General features: G+C 44.6%; 17 protein-coding genes. 11 read left to right on the top strand and 6 right to left on the bottom strand.

The features are described 5' to 3' along the window. Positions 1–18 precede the first annotated feature (18 nt). Positions 19–1,155, top strand: a complete 1,137-nt coding sequence (gene tgt / locus MHB64_RS24320) for a tRNA guanosine(34) transglycosylase Tgt (protein ID WP_042130504.1) — start codon at positions 19–21, stop codon at positions 1,153–1,155. Positions 1,156–1,204: 49 nt separating this feature from the next. After that, a complete protein-coding gene (gene yajC / locus MHB64_RS24315; RefSeq protein WP_042191123.1) occupies positions 1,205–1,513 on the top strand; it encodes a preprotein translocase subunit YajC in 309 nt (102 codons plus the stop codon). 95 nt (positions 1,514–1,608) lie between these two features. Here yajC and MHB64_RS24310 read toward each other — a convergent pair whose 3' ends face one another. Both MHB64_RS24310 and MHB64_RS24305 read right to left on the bottom strand, forming a co-directional pair. After that, positions 1,609–2,433 (bottom strand): phosphatase PAP2 family protein, encoded by an 825-nt coding sequence (locus tag MHB64_RS24310; RefSeq protein WP_341135535.1) that lies wholly within the window; start codon positions 2,431–2,433, stop codon positions 1,609–1,611. 110 nt (positions 2,434–2,543) lie between these two features. Then, positions 2,544–2,936, bottom strand: a complete 393-nt coding sequence (locus MHB64_RS24305) for a TIGR04086 family membrane protein (RefSeq protein WP_042191121.1) — start codon at positions 2,934–2,936, stop codon at positions 2,544–2,546. Between the two features lie 225 nt (positions 2,937–3,161). Between MHB64_RS24305 and MHB64_RS24300 the strand changes: the two genes are divergently transcribed. Further along, positions 3,162–3,926, top strand: a complete 765-nt coding sequence (locus MHB64_RS24300; RefSeq protein ID WP_341135534.1) for a DUF421 domain-containing protein — start codon at positions 3,162–3,164, stop codon at positions 3,924–3,926. A 5-nt stretch (positions 3,927–3,931) separates the two neighbouring features. On the opposite strand, the gene spoVB is transcribed toward MHB64_RS24300, so the two are convergent. Beyond that, the gene (gene spoVB, locus MHB64_RS24295) at positions 3,932–5,527 is read right to left on the bottom strand and encodes a stage V sporulation protein B (RefSeq protein ID WP_341135533.1); all 1,596 of its coding nucleotides are present in this window, start codon (positions 5,525–5,527) and stop codon (positions 3,932–3,934) included. A gap of 196 nt (positions 5,528–5,723) precedes the next feature. On the opposite strand from spoVB, the gene MHB64_RS24290 reads away from it, so the two are divergent. From MHB64_RS24290 to MHB64_RS24265, 6 genes are all read left to right on the top strand, one after another. Next, positions 5,724–5,975 (top strand): post-transcriptional regulator, encoded by a 252-nt coding sequence (locus MHB64_RS24290; protein WP_042191115.1) that lies wholly within the window; start codon positions 5,724–5,726, stop codon positions 5,973–5,975. A 227-nt stretch (positions 5,976–6,202) separates the two neighbouring features. After that, positions 6,203–7,453 (top strand): protein translocase subunit SecD, encoded by a 1,251-nt coding sequence (gene secD, locus MHB64_RS24285; RefSeq protein WP_341135532.1) that lies wholly within the window; start codon positions 6,203–6,205, stop codon positions 7,451–7,453. Beyond that, positions 7,443–8,342: a protein translocase subunit SecF gene (secF, locus tag MHB64_RS24280; RefSeq protein WP_094874236.1), complete on the top strand. Its 900-nt coding sequence runs from the start codon at positions 7,443–7,445 to the stop codon at positions 8,340–8,342. The genes secD and secF overlap by 11 nt, the downstream gene beginning before the upstream one ends. A 165-nt stretch (positions 8,343–8,507) precedes the next feature. After that, positions 8,508–9,458, top strand: coding sequence for a cation diffusion facilitator family transporter (locus MHB64_RS24275; RefSeq protein WP_094874237.1), 951 nt, complete (start codon positions 8,508–8,510; stop codon positions 9,456–9,458). A 29-nt stretch (positions 9,459–9,487) separates the two neighbouring features. Next, positions 9,488–11,890 (top strand): single-stranded-DNA-specific exonuclease RecJ, encoded by a 2,403-nt coding sequence (gene recJ / locus MHB64_RS24270; protein ID WP_341135531.1) that lies wholly within the window; start codon positions 9,488–9,490, stop codon positions 11,888–11,890. Between the two features lie 199 nt (positions 11,891–12,089). Beyond that, on the top strand, positions 12,090–12,608 hold the full coding sequence (locus MHB64_RS24265) for an adenine phosphoribosyltransferase (RefSeq protein ID WP_094873659.1): 519 nt from the start codon (positions 12,090–12,092) through the stop codon (positions 12,606–12,608). A gap of 208 nt (positions 12,609–12,816) precedes the next feature. On the opposite strand, the gene uraA is transcribed toward MHB64_RS24265, so the two are convergent. After that, on the bottom strand, positions 12,817–14,130 hold the full coding sequence (uraA, locus tag MHB64_RS24260) for a uracil permease (protein ID WP_341135530.1): 1,314 nt from the start codon (positions 14,128–14,130) through the stop codon (positions 12,817–12,819). Positions 14,131–14,436: 306 nt separating this feature from the next. Between uraA and MHB64_RS24255 the strand changes: the two genes are divergently transcribed. Continuing rightward, the gene (locus MHB64_RS24255) at positions 14,437–16,617 is read left to right on the top strand and encodes a RelA/SpoT family protein (protein WP_042132407.1); all 2,181 of its coding nucleotides are present in this window, start codon (positions 14,437–14,439) and stop codon (positions 16,615–16,617) included. Positions 16,618–16,637: 20 nt separating this feature from the next. Continuing rightward, positions 16,638–17,081 (top strand): D-aminoacyl-tRNA deacylase, encoded by a 444-nt coding sequence (dtd, locus tag MHB64_RS24250; protein WP_094873663.1) that lies wholly within the window; start codon positions 16,638–16,640, stop codon positions 17,079–17,081. Positions 17,082–17,286: 205 nt separating this feature from the next. On the opposite strand, the gene MHB64_RS24245 is transcribed toward dtd, so the two are convergent. Together MHB64_RS24245 and MHB64_RS24240 are read right to left on the bottom strand one after the other, a co-directional pair. Then, positions 17,287–18,051: a TolB family protein gene (locus MHB64_RS24245; protein WP_341135529.1), complete on the bottom strand. Its 765-nt coding sequence runs from the start codon at positions 18,049–18,051 to the stop codon at positions 17,287–17,289. Between the two features lie 143 nt (positions 18,052–18,194). Next, positions 18,195–18,317: a hypothetical protein gene (locus MHB64_RS24240; protein WP_341135528.1), complete on the bottom strand. Its 123-nt coding sequence runs from the start codon at positions 18,315–18,317 to the stop codon at positions 18,195–18,197. Between the last annotated feature and the right edge of the window lie 3 nt (positions 18,318–18,320).

Below are 18,320 nucleotides of genomic sequence, written 5' to 3'. Positions count from 1 at the left end.
AAGAGGATGGGTTAACTTATGGCAGCAATTACTTATGAGCACATCAAAACGTGCAAACAATCCGGAGCAAGACTTGGAAGAGTCCATACTCCACATGGTGTGATTGAGACACCAGCATTTATGCCAGTCGGCACACAAGCTACAGTCAAGACAATGAGTCCTGAAGAACTGAAGGAGATGGATGCTCATATTATTTTGAGCAATACGTACCATTTGTTCCTGAGACCGGGCCATGATATTGTTCGTGAAGCAGGCGGACTGCATAAGTTCATGAACTGGGACCGCCCCATTCTAACGGATAGCGGCGGGTTTCAAGTATTCTCGCTTAGTGACATGCGCAAGATTACCGAAGAAGGCGTTCATTTCCGTTCCCATCTAAATGGGGATAAGAAGTTCTTGTCTCCTGAAGTAGCTATGGAAGTTCAGAACGCACTTGGTTCTGATATCATGATGGCATTCGATGAATGTCCTCCATTCCCAGCGGAATATGACTACGTGAAAAAATCACTGGAGCGTACCACACGCTGGGCGGAAAGATGCCTGAAAAGTCACGCCCGTCCAAATGATCAAGGTCTATTTGCTATCGTGCAAGGTGGTATGTATGAGGATCTTCGCCGTCAGAGCGCAGCAGATTTGACTTCCATGGATTTCCCGGGGTATGCTATTGGGGGGCTCAGCGTCGGAGAGTCCAAGCAGCTAATGTATGAAGTGCTGGATTATACAGTTCCCCTGCTGCCACAAGGCAAACCTCGCTATTTGATGGGCGTTGGTTCACCGGATGCGCTGTTGGAAGGATCAATCCGGGGAGTGGACATGTTCGACTGCGTTCTGCCTACCCGTATTGCTCGTAATGGAACAACGATGACCAGTCAGGGAAGACTCGTTGTACGCAACGCAAAGTATGCCCGCGATTTTGGGCCGCTTGATCCGGAGTGCAACTGCTATACATGCCGGAATTATTCCCGCGCTTATTTGCGCCATCTAATCAAAGCCGATGAAACCTTCGGACTTAGATTGACGACATACCATAACTTGCACTTCCTGTTGGATTTGATGCGTAAAGTGCGCGAAGCCATCAAGGAAGATCGGCTGCTTGATTTTCGCGATGAGTTTTTTGCTAAATACGGATTATATGATAATCTTAAAGGCTTCTAAAGCTTCGTTGAGGTCCATGTTTTAATGTGCTTTGAAAGGGGGGAGAAATATGTTTCAATATGCAGCAGCAACAGGCGGAGGTAGTATACTGGGTCTCGTAGGTCCATTCGTACTTATGTTTGTAGTATTCTACTTCTTGCTGATTCGTCCGCAACAGAAGAAGACCAAAACACGTAATGCAATGTTGAAGTCTCTGAAAAAGGGCGATAAAATCGTTACTATTGGTGGTCTTCACGGTACGATCATGGAGATTTCCGATGATATCGTGGTTCTACGGGTCAATGATGTAACTAAACTGACCTTTGATCGCGGTTCCATTAGTCACTCCGTTGCCACGGATGTGGAGGAGAAAGTATAGTTTCGTTATTAATAAGTACATAAAAAGCGGTGTCTTCTCGTTAAGAGAGTGACACCGCTTTTTTTGACGTTCATCTTTTATCGTGATCTAAGGGTTTAACGCATATCCGTTATTCGGCTGCGAACTGCGAGCGATTCTTCACGTCCCCGTAAGGTTAATTTGGCAAGCTGTACACCAACTGTTGAAGCTAGGACTGCTAGCAGAGTGCCGCCTATCATATCTGTAAGCCAATGAATGCCCAGATAAAATATACCAAAGACGATTACGACTGCGGAAATACTCGTAATGACCATCCACCGGCGGTTTCCAGAACGGAATGCCAGTAAAGCCATCGTAACGGAAATGGACGTATGTAGACTCGGGAAGCAGTTGTTGAGACCGGATAGAGGGCGGTACTCTTGCTCAAACTTAGGAAATACATCCAGCATAGTAAATCTAACGCCTGCAGGTACATAGGACCATACCTCATTTACAGGGAAGTATAGGTAGAATGGAATAGCTACAGCATAGTTAATGATAATAGCATAGCAGGTGGCGTACAGCATCACACGGTTCTTATCTAACAGATAGACACCTAGAGAAGCTGCCAGTACAGATTGAAGCATGAAAATGTAGAAGAAAACTATGATAGGCGTTAGCCATGGACTATAGAATATATCCTGAACAGCTTGGACAAAATGCCCCTCTAGTCCAAATACAAATGATGTATAGTCTGAGGTAAGATGCATTTTTTCTTCAATTTGTAGTTCATATTTATTCAAGACCAGTACACCAAACATGCCTACCATCAGTAGCAGAAACTTATAGGATCGCAGCATCTCTTTCCCAATTTCAACTAATGCCATGATTGGATTTCGACGAGCGCCAATCCATACTAATATCACTACTAATGCAACTGTGTACAAAACAATATGATTCATTGATTGGTAAAACAAAGCATTCGAAGCCTCCTTGATTCTCTTTATGAAGTCAGATGATCACAGTTTAACATATTTCCAAGGAATGTTTCGAATTTAATGGAATAATAATTTTAGCTTTTCTGTAAATTAACCCCAAACATTCCACCAAGTGCACCAATTGCTGCTGCAGCTAGAACCCAAAGAAGGTCAACACCAGAGGGTGAGCTATCCAGTGCTAGAAATCCAATTAACAGAACGATAATCCCGTAAAAGATTCCTGTAAGACTTCCTTGATACCAGCCTTTGTTCGTTGCTCTGCGACCGGCGGTTAGTCCTCCGAATGCTGCGGCTATGCCGTGTACTATATAAGTGTACATTGAGAGATCCTGCTCCTTCAGACCGCTGCCCCATAATAAAAGAGAGAGGACAAACGCGCCAAGCAGCATCCAAAGGAATGATCGACACAGGCCAGACAATACAGGATTGGCTATTCTCCATGAGAACAGGCGCCGGATTAAATACATGGTACAACCTCCTAAAGTTTTTTTAGAAAAATAATCTACATAAGTTATTATTCATTGTATGGGAAGGCTTGCCCCAATAGTACAAGAATGGGCATTGCAGCCTTTTTACCATTAATTAATAGGTGAGCTTCCGAATGTTCCCTGTGCTGAGCGGTCAGAATAGGGTTACATTAATCCGCCCGAGAAAACAAGTCTGCGGGTGAGAGTGGAGGGGAGCGAAGCTATATGTCCCAGCATATCACTACCCATATTTTCTTGACCGTGCTGATGTATTTCTTCATATTCCTGTGCATGCGTATCATGGGGAAGAGGGAAATCGGTAAGCTATCTGTATTTGATCTAACGATCTCAATTATGATTGCTGAGATTGCTGTTTTTGTGATTGAGGATATTAATCGCCCGATTTACGAAGGTCTGGTTCCGATGGCCACACTGGTCATTATTCAAGTTGTGGTTGCTCAGCTCAGTCTTAAGAGTAGAAAGATTCGGCTGTTAATGGACGGCAAACCGAGCATACTTATTTCTGGAGGCAAGCTGCACCGGGGAGAAATGCGTAAACAAAGGTACAATATTGATGATCTGCTGCAACAATTGCGTGGTCAGAACATCGCTAGTCCCGCTGATGTGGAATTTGCGATTTTAGAGCCCAGTGGTCAGCTCACCGTTTTCGAGAAAGACAAGGGAATGTCATCTTCCAATCAGACAGGCAATAGCAGTTCAGTTGCTGAGAACAATAAGATCGAAGAGGAAGCAGATGTAAGCAGTCAGAAAGTTAAGCTGCCAAAGAACAAAATCAGATATGAAGGGCTTCCTATTCCACTGATTATGGATGGAAAGGTCCAGGATCAAAATTTAGAGATGATAGGGAAAACAAGGTTCTGGCTAAGAACTCAGATCCGCCAAAAGGGAGTATCCGATTTTCGGGATGTTTTTCTTTGCTCCATAGACCATAAAGGCCGAGTTTATGTTGACCGTTTGGATAATCGATGACCATTCTAAAGCCAACGCTTAATGAAAGGCAGTCGATCCAAATCACGAAGGGAAATAAGGCCAGCTAATAGACTGAGACCGAAATACAGGGCCATTCCTACCGCAGAGGCAAATAAAAATTGAATCCATTGTGCTTCTGCAATGGGAATGGAGATGTATACATAACGCACGCCTGCTCCCATAATGATCATTGCACATAAGGTTTTAATGGTATCGGTTATTCGTAAGGATAATGAAATTAGACTGACTACACTGTACCCGTGCAGAAGAGTAACAAGAACGCTGTTCACAATAATGGCGATGATTGCGCCGTAGATTCCGTATTCTGGCTGTGAAGCCAATATAACAATCAGAATGATTTTGACTACTGCCCCAATAAGAGTATTGATGAGTGCTCTTCCCGGTCTGTCCATAGCTTGAAGTGCAGCTTGTAAGGGGGCTTGAACATAGATGAACAAAGCGAAAGGGGCCATTAGTTTTAGCATAGGAGCAGTGTCCGGATTTCCGTATAACAAGTTGCATAGTGGGACTGCTAGTACATACATAAGAACAGCAAAGGGAGCCCCTGTTACAAGAGCTAGTCGAAGCGCTTGATGCATTCGTTTGTGAATGGTAGGCAGGTCCTTTCTCGCGGCAGCCTCGGATAAGGATGGAACCAAAGAAACCGCGAGAGAGGAAGTTAACGCTCCGGGAAGCAACAGTAAGGGAATAACCATTCCCTGTAAAGACCCATATTGAGCAGTCGCGGCGGCTGTTGCGATTCCGGCTAGTGCAAGACTACGTACGGTAATTATAGATTCCAGTAGATAGGAAAAAGAACCGACAAGCCGGCTTGCCGTAACAGGAATTGATACACCTAGTAAACGCCTTAGTATGGGAGAAGTTGATATTACGGCATCTGGATCAGAAGGTATAACTTCCTTCTCAATCATTTGCTGTTCTAGGATGGGGGTTGTTTTTTTATCCCTTTTCGTGATGACATAATATTGCCACAGAATGGCTAACATTCCGCCAATCTCTCCCACCGTTACGCCTAGCATCGCCCCTGCAGCTGCAAAAGCGATTCCTTTGGGTAACAGCAGCCAAGAGAACCACAGCATAAAAAATATTCGCACGATAGACTCAAAAACTGAAGAAAGTGCAGAAGGAATCATGTTCTGCCTACCTTGAAAATAACCGCGGTATATTGCAGATACAGCAACAATTCCAATCATTGGGATCATGGCAATGAAAGTATAATAAACTCTGTGGTCTGTTAAGATCACATTGGAGACCCATGAAGCACTGACCAGCGCAACAATGGTAAAGAAGATTCCTAGTCCGACACTAAGAGTAAGGCCAGTCCGTAAAATTTGCCGCGATTTCTCAGGGCGGTTCTCTCCCTCTGCTTCGGCTACCATCTTTGCAATTGCTAGGGGAAGTCCGCCTGTAATAACAGTAACCAACACGATAAAGAATGGGTACGCGAGCTGATATAGACCCACACCTTCTGCTCCAATGATGCGTGGCAAAGCAATTCGGGGTATAAATCCAAGCATTCGATTAATGATGCCGGCGGCAAGCAAGATTAAAGTTCCTTGTATAAAGCTCTGTTTCCTCAAAGGTCACGCCTTCTTCCCCAAATGAAATGAAACGCTGGCCAACTTGTCTATTCTTATGGATATGCTATACCCCTGTCCCGGCATGCCTTGTTTTAGTAGTTGTAACTTTTTGTGACGGAAGGAGGAAAGCAGAGAACTTGGGTCGAATACCTATGGTAAGCATACGAACACGAGCGTTCTTTGGAGGTGTCATCACGTGGAATCGGAACAGTGGAATCATGATCAACATAGCGAAGAAATCGAAGCCATGTGCCGCAGCAAAGCTGAAGAATTCCGGCTCCTCGGCTATGAGTATGTAACCAGCAAGGATATTTGGGATTGTATCAGTCGTAATTATGATAAGGACGGAATGCCCCCCTTGCATAAGCTGGTAAATGATATTTATTCCTTAAAAGCCAATAGTTACATGACTTATTTGACTCTTGCAGCTTATCGGGGGTTGAACTGAACAATAAACATCTCGCTTCTTTTCTTTGCGAAAAGCCTTATAAAGCAGTAAAGTAAGAGAATAATAATAACTTCACATCTCCTATATAAACGGATGTCTTGCTGATATGGGCAGGGGCGGCCGTTTCTTTGTGTGAGTATCGCTATGACTATGCTGTGAATTGACGGTCATTTCACGTGTAGCTATAATAGGAATATTGAGTGAATGAAAGGGGAACTAGCTAGAGCATGAAGAGACTAATGGGCTTTATTATTACCGTGCTCGTTTTGACAGGCGTCATGGCATTTACTACTCCTGGACTGCTGGACAAGGTTAGACTTGGTCTTGACCTGAAAGGCGGATTTGAGATTTTGTACCATGCAGAGCCTATGGAAGCGGGAGCAGCGTTGTCCCGAGCTTCACTGTTGAAAACAGCAGAAAGTTTGGAGAAACGGGCCAATGCGCTCGGAACCAGTGAACCAGAGGTTACAACTGAAGGTACTGACCGTATTCGTCTGAAAATTGCAGGCGTTACTGATGAAGCCGAGGTTCGTAAGAAGATGAAGGAGCCTGCAGTTCTGACTTTCCGTAGTGCTGCTGATGGTGACGCTGAAGGTACTTACAGCAAGATCGAACTGGTAGGTAGTGATTTTGTTGAAGGTGCGGCAGAGGTTGGACGGGATAACCTGAATCAGCCAATCATCAGTATCAAAATAAAGGACAAGGATAAATTCGCAGAGATTACGAAACGACTCTTAGGAAAGAATCTCGCAATTTATTTGGATGAGAACAAGCTATCTGACCCTACGGTACAAGCAGTACTTACCGACGGTAGTGCGTCTATTTCCGGTCAGTATACAATTAAAGAAGCACGTGAACTGGCTGACACTATTAATCTGGGTGCGTTGCCACTGAAACTTACTGAGAAATACTCCCAAAGTGTGGGTGCAACACTTGGTAAACAATCGCTTGATCAAACGATCAAAGCCGGTCTTTTGGGTTCTTTGATTATTCTTATCTTCATGATAGGTATGTATCGCTTGCCAGGTCTCTTGGCTAGTTTTGCACTGATCTTGCACACATGGCTGCTAATTGTAGTCTTTGTCTTTGCAGACTTCACATTGACGTTGCCTGGTATAGCCGCATTTATTCTGGGTATAGGGATGGCCGTCGATGCCAATATCATTACAAATGAACGGATAAGGGAAGAAATGCGCAGTGGTAAAAGTGTGCTTTCCTCTGTTAAAGCAGGTAATAAATCCTCTTTCCGGACAGTAATGGACTCCAATGTCACAACTGTTATTGTGGCAGGTGTCATGTTCGCCTTCGGTACAGGTGCAGTCAAAGGCTTCGCATTGGTGCTGATCGTAGAAATCGTACTGAGTATTGCCACGAATCTTTATTTCTCCCACTGGTTGCTTAGCCAGCTTGTTAAAGCCGGTAAGCTGAACAAACCGAAGAGTTTCGGTGTTAAGGAGAGTGATATCCGTGCGCTTTAAGAAAGAGCTTGATTTCGTACATTTGAGTAAATATTTCTATATTTTTTCCATCGCCCTTACAGTGGCAGGTTTGATTTTCTTAGCAACGTTTGGATTGAATTATAGCGTTGATTTCAAAGCGGGATCTAATGTTGATATCTCTCTGTCTAAGAATTTGACATTGGAAGAGGTTAATTCAGCAGTTGAAAAATCCGGGATTTCAAGTGAGCCAAGCATTACGTTAGGGAGTGAACGGGTCAACGTTCGTTATGATCAAGTGCTCGATGAGCAACAAGATGAAGCTCTTAAAACAGAGATCTTGAAGCTTGACGATAAAGCATCGTTTGAGATTAACACTGTGGATACAGAAATGTCTAAAGAACTTGCACGCAATGCGATCTATGCGGTTCTCATTTCTTGTCTAGGGATTATCATTTATGTAAGTATTCGTTTTGAATGGCGGTTTGCATTGGCAGCTATTGTTGCATTGCTTCATGATGCTTTTATGGTCGTTGCTATCTTCTCCATTTTCCGCTTGGAAGTGGATTTGACGTTCATCGTAGCGGTGCTTACGATTATCGGTTATTCCATCAATGATACGATCGTTATCTTTGACCGTATCCGTGAGAATTTACGTTTTGGTAAACAGAAAACTTACGAAGATTTGAAAGAGCTTGTGAACAAGAGTGTGGCTCAGACCCTTATGCGCTCTCTCTACACAGCATTTACCGTATTTATCGCGGCGTTCTTCCTGTTAATTCTTGGAGGAGAGTCCATCAAGATGTTCTCGCTTGCGATGGTAATCGGATTGCTCTTCGGAGCGTATTCCTCAATCTTTATTGCAAGTCCGCTCTGGTTACTGCTTAAGAAGCGTGAGAAGATAAAGGTAAAAAGCCCGGCTAAAGGGTAATGTCTCAAGAAAAATAACATGGCTACACTTGAATGAAAAAAACATCAACTTTATAATTTAAGAAAGCCGCGTCAAATGCGACGCGGCTTTCGAAATCTTTGGGGTAGTATGTCATGTGTATTGTATCATCATGAGATTACTTGCTAGTGGTAAGGGGGGCCTCGTATGAATAAAGAACGATCACCGCAAAGCAAGACGGTTGCTTGGACAGGGATCATCAGCGATGTTACTTTGGCAGTAGCTAAGGGGAGTTTTGGCTATATTTCAGGTAGCAAGGCATTAATGGGCGATGCATTATATTCGGGAGCAGATGCTGCAGCTAAATTGGCGGATATTCTCCCGTGGCGCTCTGAACAAAGCAGAAAGAGCAAGCAGCGGATAGAAGAGCGACGAGGGAATAAGGAGCCGCTTTTAGCTATACTTTTTTCGGTATTAATTCTTATGGGGGGGCTGCAGATCGCCTTCTCTGCAATCCGTGACTTAACCGAGGGACAGTCATCCACTCGCGGAGAACTTGCACTTGTAACTGTCTTGCTATCTATTGTACTTAAAGAAGCTGTATTTCAATATCAATATCGGTACTTTAAAAAAATAGGGGATGGCAGTCACGCTGCTTATGCCAATAGTCATCGTTTCAGTTTGTATACTTCTATCACAGTATTAGTAGGGATATCGTTATCAATGGGGGGGACCTATTGGCATCCTCTACTCTACATGGACCCTATTGCTGCACTTTTAACAGGATGCTTAATTCTACGTAAAGGTTATCTGCTCATTGTTAATACTGTTAGTGTTAAGAATGCGCAGGAGCTACCTTCTGAGGAAGCAGCTAATTTTATTGAAACTGTACAACGTGTTCATGGTGTTATTCGTGTAGAACATTTGAAGGCACTTGAGCAAGGGAATTATGTGAATCTGCAAGTGAAGATCAGTGTAAATCCGCGTATTACGGTGATGGAAGCACAGGATATTTCAGAATGTGCAAGAAAGTTGCTGCAGCACAGGTTTGTTCATGTTGGTGAGGTACATATGGACGTAGTTCCTTATGATCCCGGTTATCCATACAAAAGTAATTATGAATTGGCGGATAATGATATTCCGACGCTGCTTCAGTAGTCCGCAAGGTGAAAGAAAGGTGAGCGCTATTGCTTTATTCAAAAACAAGATGGCAATCTCCGGCAGCCGATCCCAACGTCGTAAGGGATATGGCCCGGAGCCTTTCTATTTCTCCGCTCTTATCCTCACTATTAGTGACTAGAGGAATTGATACGCCACATGAGGCTCTATCGTTCATGGATGGCGGTGTGGAAGCTCCGAATGATCCGTTCCTTCTAAAAGGGATGGCCGAAGCGGTTCCCAGAATTAGAAAGGCTTTAAAAGAAGAAGAACATATTCTGATTTACGGTGATTATGACGCTGACGGTGTGTCCAGTACAGCATTAATGATTCATTTGCTGCGTTACTTGGGCGCTTCCTTTGATATTTATATCCCGCACCGTTCTAATGAGGGCTACGGGCTGCATAATCATGCATTGGATTGGGCTTTACAGCAGGGGGTATCCTTGATCATTACTGTAGATACTGGCATTAGCGCCTATCATCAGATTGCTTACGCTAATGAACTCGGGATTGATGTGATTGTTACGGATCACCATGAGCCTCCAGAGCTTCTCCCAGAGGCTTATACGTTAATCAATCCGAAGCTGCCCGACTGCCCCTACCCGTTCAAGGGATTAGCGGGTGTAGGGGTAGCTTATAAGCTCGCCCAGGCTATGTTAGGGGAGGAAACTCCAGATGAGTGGGCAGAGATAGCTGCTATAGGTACTGTAGCGGATTTAATGCCGCTGCTGGGTGAGAATCGTGAGATTGTTCGAAACGGTTTGGTCAGTATGCGAAATTCTCGATTCCCAGGTATCCGTGCTTTACTCGGTGTTAGCGGCGTGACCATGAGTACTGTGAGTGCGGTTAATATCGCTTTTGGAATGGCGCCTCGTATCAATGCGAGTGGTCGTCTGGATCATGCTGGACGGGCAGTGGCGTTGCTTACAACTGAGCATGCTGATGAGGCTGAGCAACTGGCTGGGGAGCTTGATCTGCTTAATAAAGAACGCCAATTGGTTGTAGAAAGAATTGTAGTGGAGGCCACTGCAAAACTGGAACAGATGACTCAGGGTGGAGAAATACCAGACATCATAGTTCTTGCTGAACAAGGCTGGAATGTGGGTGTGGTAGGTATAGTGGCTTCCAAACTACTGGAGCGTTACTATCGGCCAGTGATTATTCTGGATATTCATCCGGAGACCGGCATGTGCAAAGGTTCTGCCCGCTCTATTCCTGGACTTGATATATATGCGGCGTTATCCTCTTGTTCTGACTTAATGGATCATTTCGGTGGTCATCCAGCAGCCGCGGGAATGAGCCTGCATCGGGACGGCTTAGAAGCCTTCGCTGCGGCATTAAATGAATACGCTGCTACTGTGTTAACACCGGAGCATTTCGTGCCTGTTACTTCTGCTGATGCAGAAGTGCCGATTTCCGATTTGTCCCTACAGACCGCGCTTGAATTGGAAAGGCTTGCACCTTTCGGGATGTCGAATCCATTGCCAAAGTTCATCATTCGCGGGGCTACAGTGAAAGAGACACGCACCATGGGGCAAGACGGAAAACACTTGAAAATCGTCTTGCAACAGGGAAAGAGCACGATCGAAGCCTTAGCTTTTGGTAAAGGGGATTTGGCTAAGCTGCTCCCTGTGGGCACCCCGATCAATGTGCTGGCTGAACTGTCGATCAACGAATGGAATGGCTCGAGGAAACCACAGCTTCTGCTACAGGATTTATCAGTCCAGGATGCTCAATTGTTTGATCTTCGTGGTGCTGCTGACGCTGTACGGCAGGCTGCGCATATTAGAGAGCTGCTACTTCCCTATAGTGGTGCTGGCCCATATCGTGCCGCAGCAGTGTGTCAGAGTGGACGTACGTCTCCGCAGACTGAATTGATAGGAATGTCCTTCTGGGTATATGATAAAGAAGCTGGCATTAGCGCCGCTATTAAGGATGATTCGATTCAGGAATCAGGGCATGTCTCACTGTTATGCCTACTGGATATGCCGGAGACTCCTGAACAACTTGACGCATTACTAAAGGCTTTTCCTAATGCTGATAATATTGCGCTTTTGCATTCTATAAAGGATGGCCGAGAACGACTTATCATTCCGACACGGGATCATTTTAAAATACTCTATAAATTGCTGGCTTCGATCACTGCTGTTGCGACGCCAGAACATGAAGTGCTGCTGCGGCTAAGTCGACAATCCTCATTAAGTATTCGAATGCTAAGTAATATGCTAGATGTGTTTGAGGAGCTTGATTTTATCGAAAGAAGTCAAGGAAGTGTGACCTTTATTACGCAGCCTGCAGCTAAAAGCCTTACAGCATCAAGACATTTTGTCAGACTGGGGCAGATTGCGGAAATGGAGCAGTATTTCATGGAAGGTAGCTTGTCTGAACTGCAGGATTGGATGTTATCACGCCGTTTAGGCGTATCATAATTACGAAGTAAGTTTTGTCGAACCGAACTCAAAGTAGCCTATGCTAACAAAACAAAGCAGATGCTTACGAAGTGAGTTTTGTCGAACCGAACTCAAAGTAGCCTATGCTAACAAAACAAAGCAGATGCTTACGAAGTAAGTTTTGTCGAACCGAACTCAAAGTAGCCTATGCTAACAAAACTTTTAGGAGATGAAAAATTTGGATTTTAAAGATAGTATTCGCGTGATTCCTGATTTCCCAAAAGAAGGTATTAGCTTTAAAGACATCACCACTTTGCTAAAAGACGGTGATGCATATCGCCAGGCCATTGATGCCCTGAAAGCACTTGTATCCCACTTAGAAATCGATGTGATCGCTGGACCGGAAGCACGTGGCTTTGTAGTTGGCGCACCTCTCGCATATGCATTGGGTGTAGGTTTTGTGCCAATTCGTAAGAGTGGTAAACTGCCGTATGAGACGATCGAGGTTGGATATGATCTTGAATATGGTAAAGATACACTTGCTGTTCACACGGATGCCATTAAGCCTGGACAAAATGTACTGATTGCTGATGACTTGTTAGCAACAGGAGGTACTATAGCTACTTCGGTTAGCCTTGTGGAGCAGCTTGGCGGTAAAGTGGTAGGCGCAGCGTTTTTGATTGAATTGGTTGAGCTTGCTGGACGTAATAAGCTTTCTGGAATTGAAGTTATGACATTAGTTGATTACGAAGATTAATACGATATAATTGTCTTTTCCCGGGAAATAAATCGGGATTTATGTATCGATTCATGTGGAAAAGTGCAAACAACAGCAATTCTCTGTCACTACTTGCGGAGGGTTGCTGTTTTTCAATTTTTTGGTCAAAAGAGACACAAAAAAAAGACTGCTCAATCCATAAAATGGATCTGAAGCAGTCTTTTTGAATGATTAATTCATAAATAAATTAGTGAGCTGCTTTATCGCTTTCTCCACCTTCATTTGACAGTCCAAGAACTTCAATGAGTTTGAAGAATAAGGCTAGAACGATACCAACAATTGTAGCTAGAGCCATACCACTGAGTTTTACGCTACCCATAGTAAGGGTTGTACCACTAATTCCGACAACAAGCACCAACGTAGCCATAATCATGTTAGTAGCTTTGGAAAAATCAACTTTTTGCTCTACGAAGATTCGCAGACCGGATGCGGCAATTACACCGAACAACAGTAGTGATACGCCGCCCATTACAGGTGTCGGTATGTTAGCGATAACGGAGGTGAAAGTACCAGAGAACGATAGCAGAATTGCAATCACTGCTGCGCCACCGATCACATATACAGAATAAACTTTAGTTAATGCCATAACCCCGATGTTCTCACCGTAGGTTGTATTTGGAGTAGAACCGATAAAACCGGAGATAATTGTAGATATCCCGTTACCCATCAGAGATCGATCAAGTCCAGGGTCTTTAGCCAGATCTCTGCCAACAATATTGCTGGTTACAAGTAAGTGTCCAATATGTTCAACGATTACTACTAGCGATACTGGGATGATAGTCAGGATAACATTCCAATCGAAGGATGGAGTAACAAGGGTAGGGTGCGCTAAAAAATTCGCATTAGATATTGTAGCCGTATCCACCATTTTCATAATATAAGCTAAACCATAACCAGTTACGATACCGATGAGGATGTGAATGATCTTTGGGAAACCGCGGAAGAGTACAGCTCCAATTACGGTTACGCCCAGTGTCACCATAGAAAGCGTGATTGCTTTGCCATCTGGAGTCCAGTCTGCAACTGCAACACCTTCAGGGGCAATAAGTCCTGCCATTCGCGCGGCAACAGGCACAAGTTCAAGTCCGATCGTTGCTACGATAGCTCCCATTACTGCTGGAGGAAAGACAACATCGATCCATTTTGTTCCAGCATAACGGATGATTAAAGCAACGAGCACAAAGATAACACCAGTGATGATGAAAGCGCCCAAAGCAAGAGAATAGCCTTTCATATGATCATCTTTATGATCGGCAAGTACTGATAATACGGGGGCGATAAATGCAAAGCTGGAGCCAAGGTAGGCAGGTATTTTACCACGGCAAATCCAAATGTATAGCAGTGTGCCGATACCGTTCATCAGCAAAATCATGCCAGGGTCAACCCCGAACAAGTTAGGCACTAGCACTGTACTGCCAAACATGGCGAACAAATGCTGTAGGCTTAATAGAAAACCGGGGCCCCATGGAAGTTTTTCATTAACTTGAATTTCGCGTTGCAATGGAGTTCACTCCTCTTTCTTAATGGATATGATGTTGTCCAGCGAAAATCCGCCTTTACTAGATTAAATAGAACGGGACATTTTTACAACAACATTTTCACAAGTGTTATTAATTTGTCCGATTTTCATATCTTTTACTTCTTGAATACCATGAGATGGCAAGTGTTGACGTAATCCTTCGTAAGCGTCATAATTATAGACAACTTTGAACAAGAGCGTAAGTTGCTTGCGAAATGATTGGAACCTGCAGATTTCAGAATGATTGCGGGTTCATTTTATTATAGAAAGGAAACGGATACGACGAGAATGGGCATAGAGCGATTAATTGATAAGGCTGGCGCCTATATAAAAGATAAAGATCTTCTCCGCATCCGGGAAGCTTATGAATTTGCCGATCAGGCTCATCACGGGCAGATCCGCAAGTCGGGGGAGCCATACATTCTGCATCCGCTGGCGGTGGCAGATATTGTCGTCAATATGCAAATGGATGTTATATCTATTGTTGCGGCGCTTTTGCATGATGTTGTGGAAGATACGACGGTCTCATTGGAACAAATCCGCGCGAAATTTGGCGATACCTGCGCGATGCTTGTGGATGGCTTAACTAAGCTGGAACGCATCCGTTTTCGCTCAAAGGAAGAGCAGCAGAACGAGAATTACCGTAAGATGTTTATTGCAATGGCTCAGGATATCCGGGTCATCGTTATCAAACTAGCGGACCGACTGCATAATATGCGTACGTTAAAGTATCAATCTGAAGAGAGCCAGCGTCGTATTTCTTACGAAACGTTGGAGATTTTCTGTCCTGTGGCTGATCGACTGGGGATTTCCGCGATTAAGTGGGAGATGGAGGATATTGCGCTTCGTTACTTGAATCCGCAGCAGTATTATCGCATTGCTAATCTGGTGCATAAGAAGCGGGCAGAACGTGAGCAATTTATCGACAGTGTAATTGGCCGTATTCGTGCCAAGCTGGATGAAATGGGCATTGAAGGTGATCTTTCAGGTCGTCCGAAGCATATCTACAGCGTCTATAACAAAATGAGTACGAAGAACAAACAGTTTAATGAGATCTATGACCTATTGGCCATCCGTATCATTGTGGATAATATCAAGGATTGTTATGCAACCCTCGGAATTATTCATACCCTTTGGAAGCCAATGCCAGGTCGATTCAAAGATTATATAGCTATGCCCAAAGCCAATATGTATCAATCTTTGCATACTACAGTCGTAGGTCCTGGCGGAGAGCCGACCGAAGTGCAAATTCGCACTTGGGAAATGCATCGTACGGCTGAATACGGGATCGCAGCGCACTGGGCATACAAAGAAGGAACCAGCAATAATGTGAATCCAGAGAATCGGATGCCTTTTTTTCGGGAAATATTGGAGCTGCAGCATGAGGCAAAGGATGCCGAAGAGTTCGTAAAATCACTCAAAATGGATTTTTTCTCGGATCTCGTGTTCGTATTTACGCCTAAAGGCGAGGTTATTGAGCTTCCTGCGGGCTCTGTACCGCTTGATTTCGCTTTCCGTATTCATACGGAAGTGGGGAATCGTACAATCGGTTCTAAGGTGAACGGGCGAATCGTGCCGCTGGATCACAAGCTGAAGACAGGCGATATCGTTGAGATACTGACGTCTAAGCATTCTTACGGACCAAGCCGCGACTGGCTCAAGATTGCCCAATCCTCACATGCACGGAGCAAAATTAAGCAATGGTTCAAAAAAGAAAAACGTGAGGAAAATGTCGAAAAAGGTCGCGAAGCGATTGAACGTGAGCTGAAGCGTCTGAATGTCGAGGTTTCTGAGTGGATTTCCGATGAGAAACTATTAGAAGCTGCGAAGAAATTCGCTTTTAATGATGTTGAGGATATGTTATCTGCAGTTGGCTTTGGTGGAATTACCGCATCGCAGATTGCTTCCCGTTTGACAGAGAAGCTGCGCAGAGAGCAGGAAGAAGCCGCTAATCACTTAGAGCTCACCTCAGAGATGAAAGAGATTAAGTCTTCCGGCGAAAAACGTAATCAACCCACCAATGGCGTAAGTGTAAAAGGAATTGAGAATTTGCTCGTTCGTTTTGCACGATGTTGTAATCCGGTGCCGGGTGACGATATTGTAGGGTATGTTACACGGGGCCGGGGTGTATCTGTACATCGCCAGGATTGTCCTAACATTCCGGGTGAAGGTGATGGAGAAGAAGCGGCAAGAGTGATTGAAGTAGAATGGGAAGGTACGATGGAAGCGAACTACAGTGTGGATATTGAGATTACAGGCCATGATCGTAATGGACTACTCAATGAAGTGCTGCAGGCAGTTTCCGAGAGTAAAACGAACATTTCTGCAGTCACTGGGCGCTCTGACAAGAATAAAATGGCAATGATTCATATGACCATTCTCATTCGTAACACGGAGCATCTGCAATCCGTTGTAGATAAAGTGAAACGAGTCAAGGATGTATATACAGTGAATCGGATCATGCAATAGGGCAAGGAGCGAGTAGTACGATGAGAGTTGTAGTACAGCGTTGTAAGGACGCCAAAGTAACCGTGGATGAGACAGTGACCGGAGAGATTGGCAAAGGTTTGATGCTGCTTGTTGGCGTTACGCATGAAGATACAGAAAAGGATGCCAAATATTTGGCGGATAAAATAGCAGGACTACGTATTTTTGAAGATGATGCTGGTAAAATGAACTACAGTGTTACAGAGACTGAGGGAGCTATTCTTTCAGTGTCCCAATTTACTCTTTACGGGGATTGCCGTAAGGGGAGACGGCCGAATTTCATGGGAGCAGCAGCACCTGCGGAGGCCGAGCGACTTTATGATTATTTTAACCAAGAGCTTAGAGCTGGAGGACTTCAGGTAGAGACGGGCGTATTTGGAGCGATGATGGATGTATCGCTGACCAATTGGGGCCCGGTTACTCTTATTCTAGATAGTCGCAGTTAATAAGAAATTGTCGAAAATTGCTTCTGTATTTATTAGGACCTTAACATCGAAAAAAATCAAATTTTAAAAGCGTCCAACATAATTAGTCATGACTAATATGTTGGACGCTTTTTTTTGTTATTGTAATATTCGTTCTCCGTTGGTGTAATCAACATAGTGATTTTAATTTGGCATTTCGCTGTCATTTTTTTGAAATTTGACCTACTTACTTCAACATAAGCCGATAAGTCGTCAGCTTGGGCTTGTTATCCACAAATGTGCTCGTCGAGACCATTATTTGCTTGCCAGAAGGGCTCCAGGCGACGGTTGCGACATCCTGGAAATCTCCGAGCTGCTCGATCTTGCCGGTCTTTGCATTCGCAACGTAGACACCGTTCATGCCGTCCTTGTCCTTGTTATACACGGCGAACGCCAAGTACGAGCTATCCGGGGACCAATCGAAGGCGTACATCTGAGTCGTCACGGTGAGCTTAGTCTGCTGCGAGGTGTCGTTCGAGTTCATGAGGAACAGCGTGCGTTCCGTATCCCCCGTACTCTTCAGCATGGCCAACTGATTGCCGTCAGGTGACAGCGACATTCTCCAGACGGATTTGTCCACGATCGTCTCTTTCTTCGTCTCCAGATTGTAGGCCGACAATGTGTTATCAAGACTAGGGTTGACGTAGAAGAGCGTATTTCCGGTCTTTGCTGCATAATCGAATATGATGTTTTTATCTTTGCTAAGCAATACCTCGTCTTTACTGTCTGTCCCAACCTGTAGAATAGCACCCTTACCGTTGCCGACGATCAGATGACTGGAGTCTGTCCACTGGCCCCATTCCTGTCCGCCCTTATCCTGATCCGTGACTAGTCGGCTAGTTCCGGTTGGCACATGTACAAGGACACCGCGGCCACCGTCCATCATGAACGAGGTATTTTCATGGAAAAAGACATATTGGCCGTCCGGCGAGACTATCGGACTCTCATGCACGCGGTCTTCGCTTGGTTTCAGCGCCTTGACCTGTTTCGTTTTCAAATTGTAAATGTACAGCTGGGCAGGCTTCATCGGACCGGAGTCAGAATCAATCTTCTTTGCGTCCGGATTCGTCTGGGCAATTAACAATTCGTTCTCGTTCAGCCAATCTTGCGCATACAGGCCGTCAAGCCGCTCGAGTTGATCCATGGTGATTGATTTATCGGTTTGCGAATCAGACTTCTCTGGCTTGTTCTTGTCGATGACGGTAACTGGCGGTTCATTAG

It is taken from the genome of Paenibacillus sp. FSL K6-2859, from assembly GCF_038008265.1.
GTDB lineage: Bacteria > Bacillota > Bacilli > Paenibacillales > Paenibacillaceae > Paenibacillus_AQ > Paenibacillus_AQ nitricinens.
This window is presented reverse-complemented; position numbering and strand designations above follow the sequence as displayed.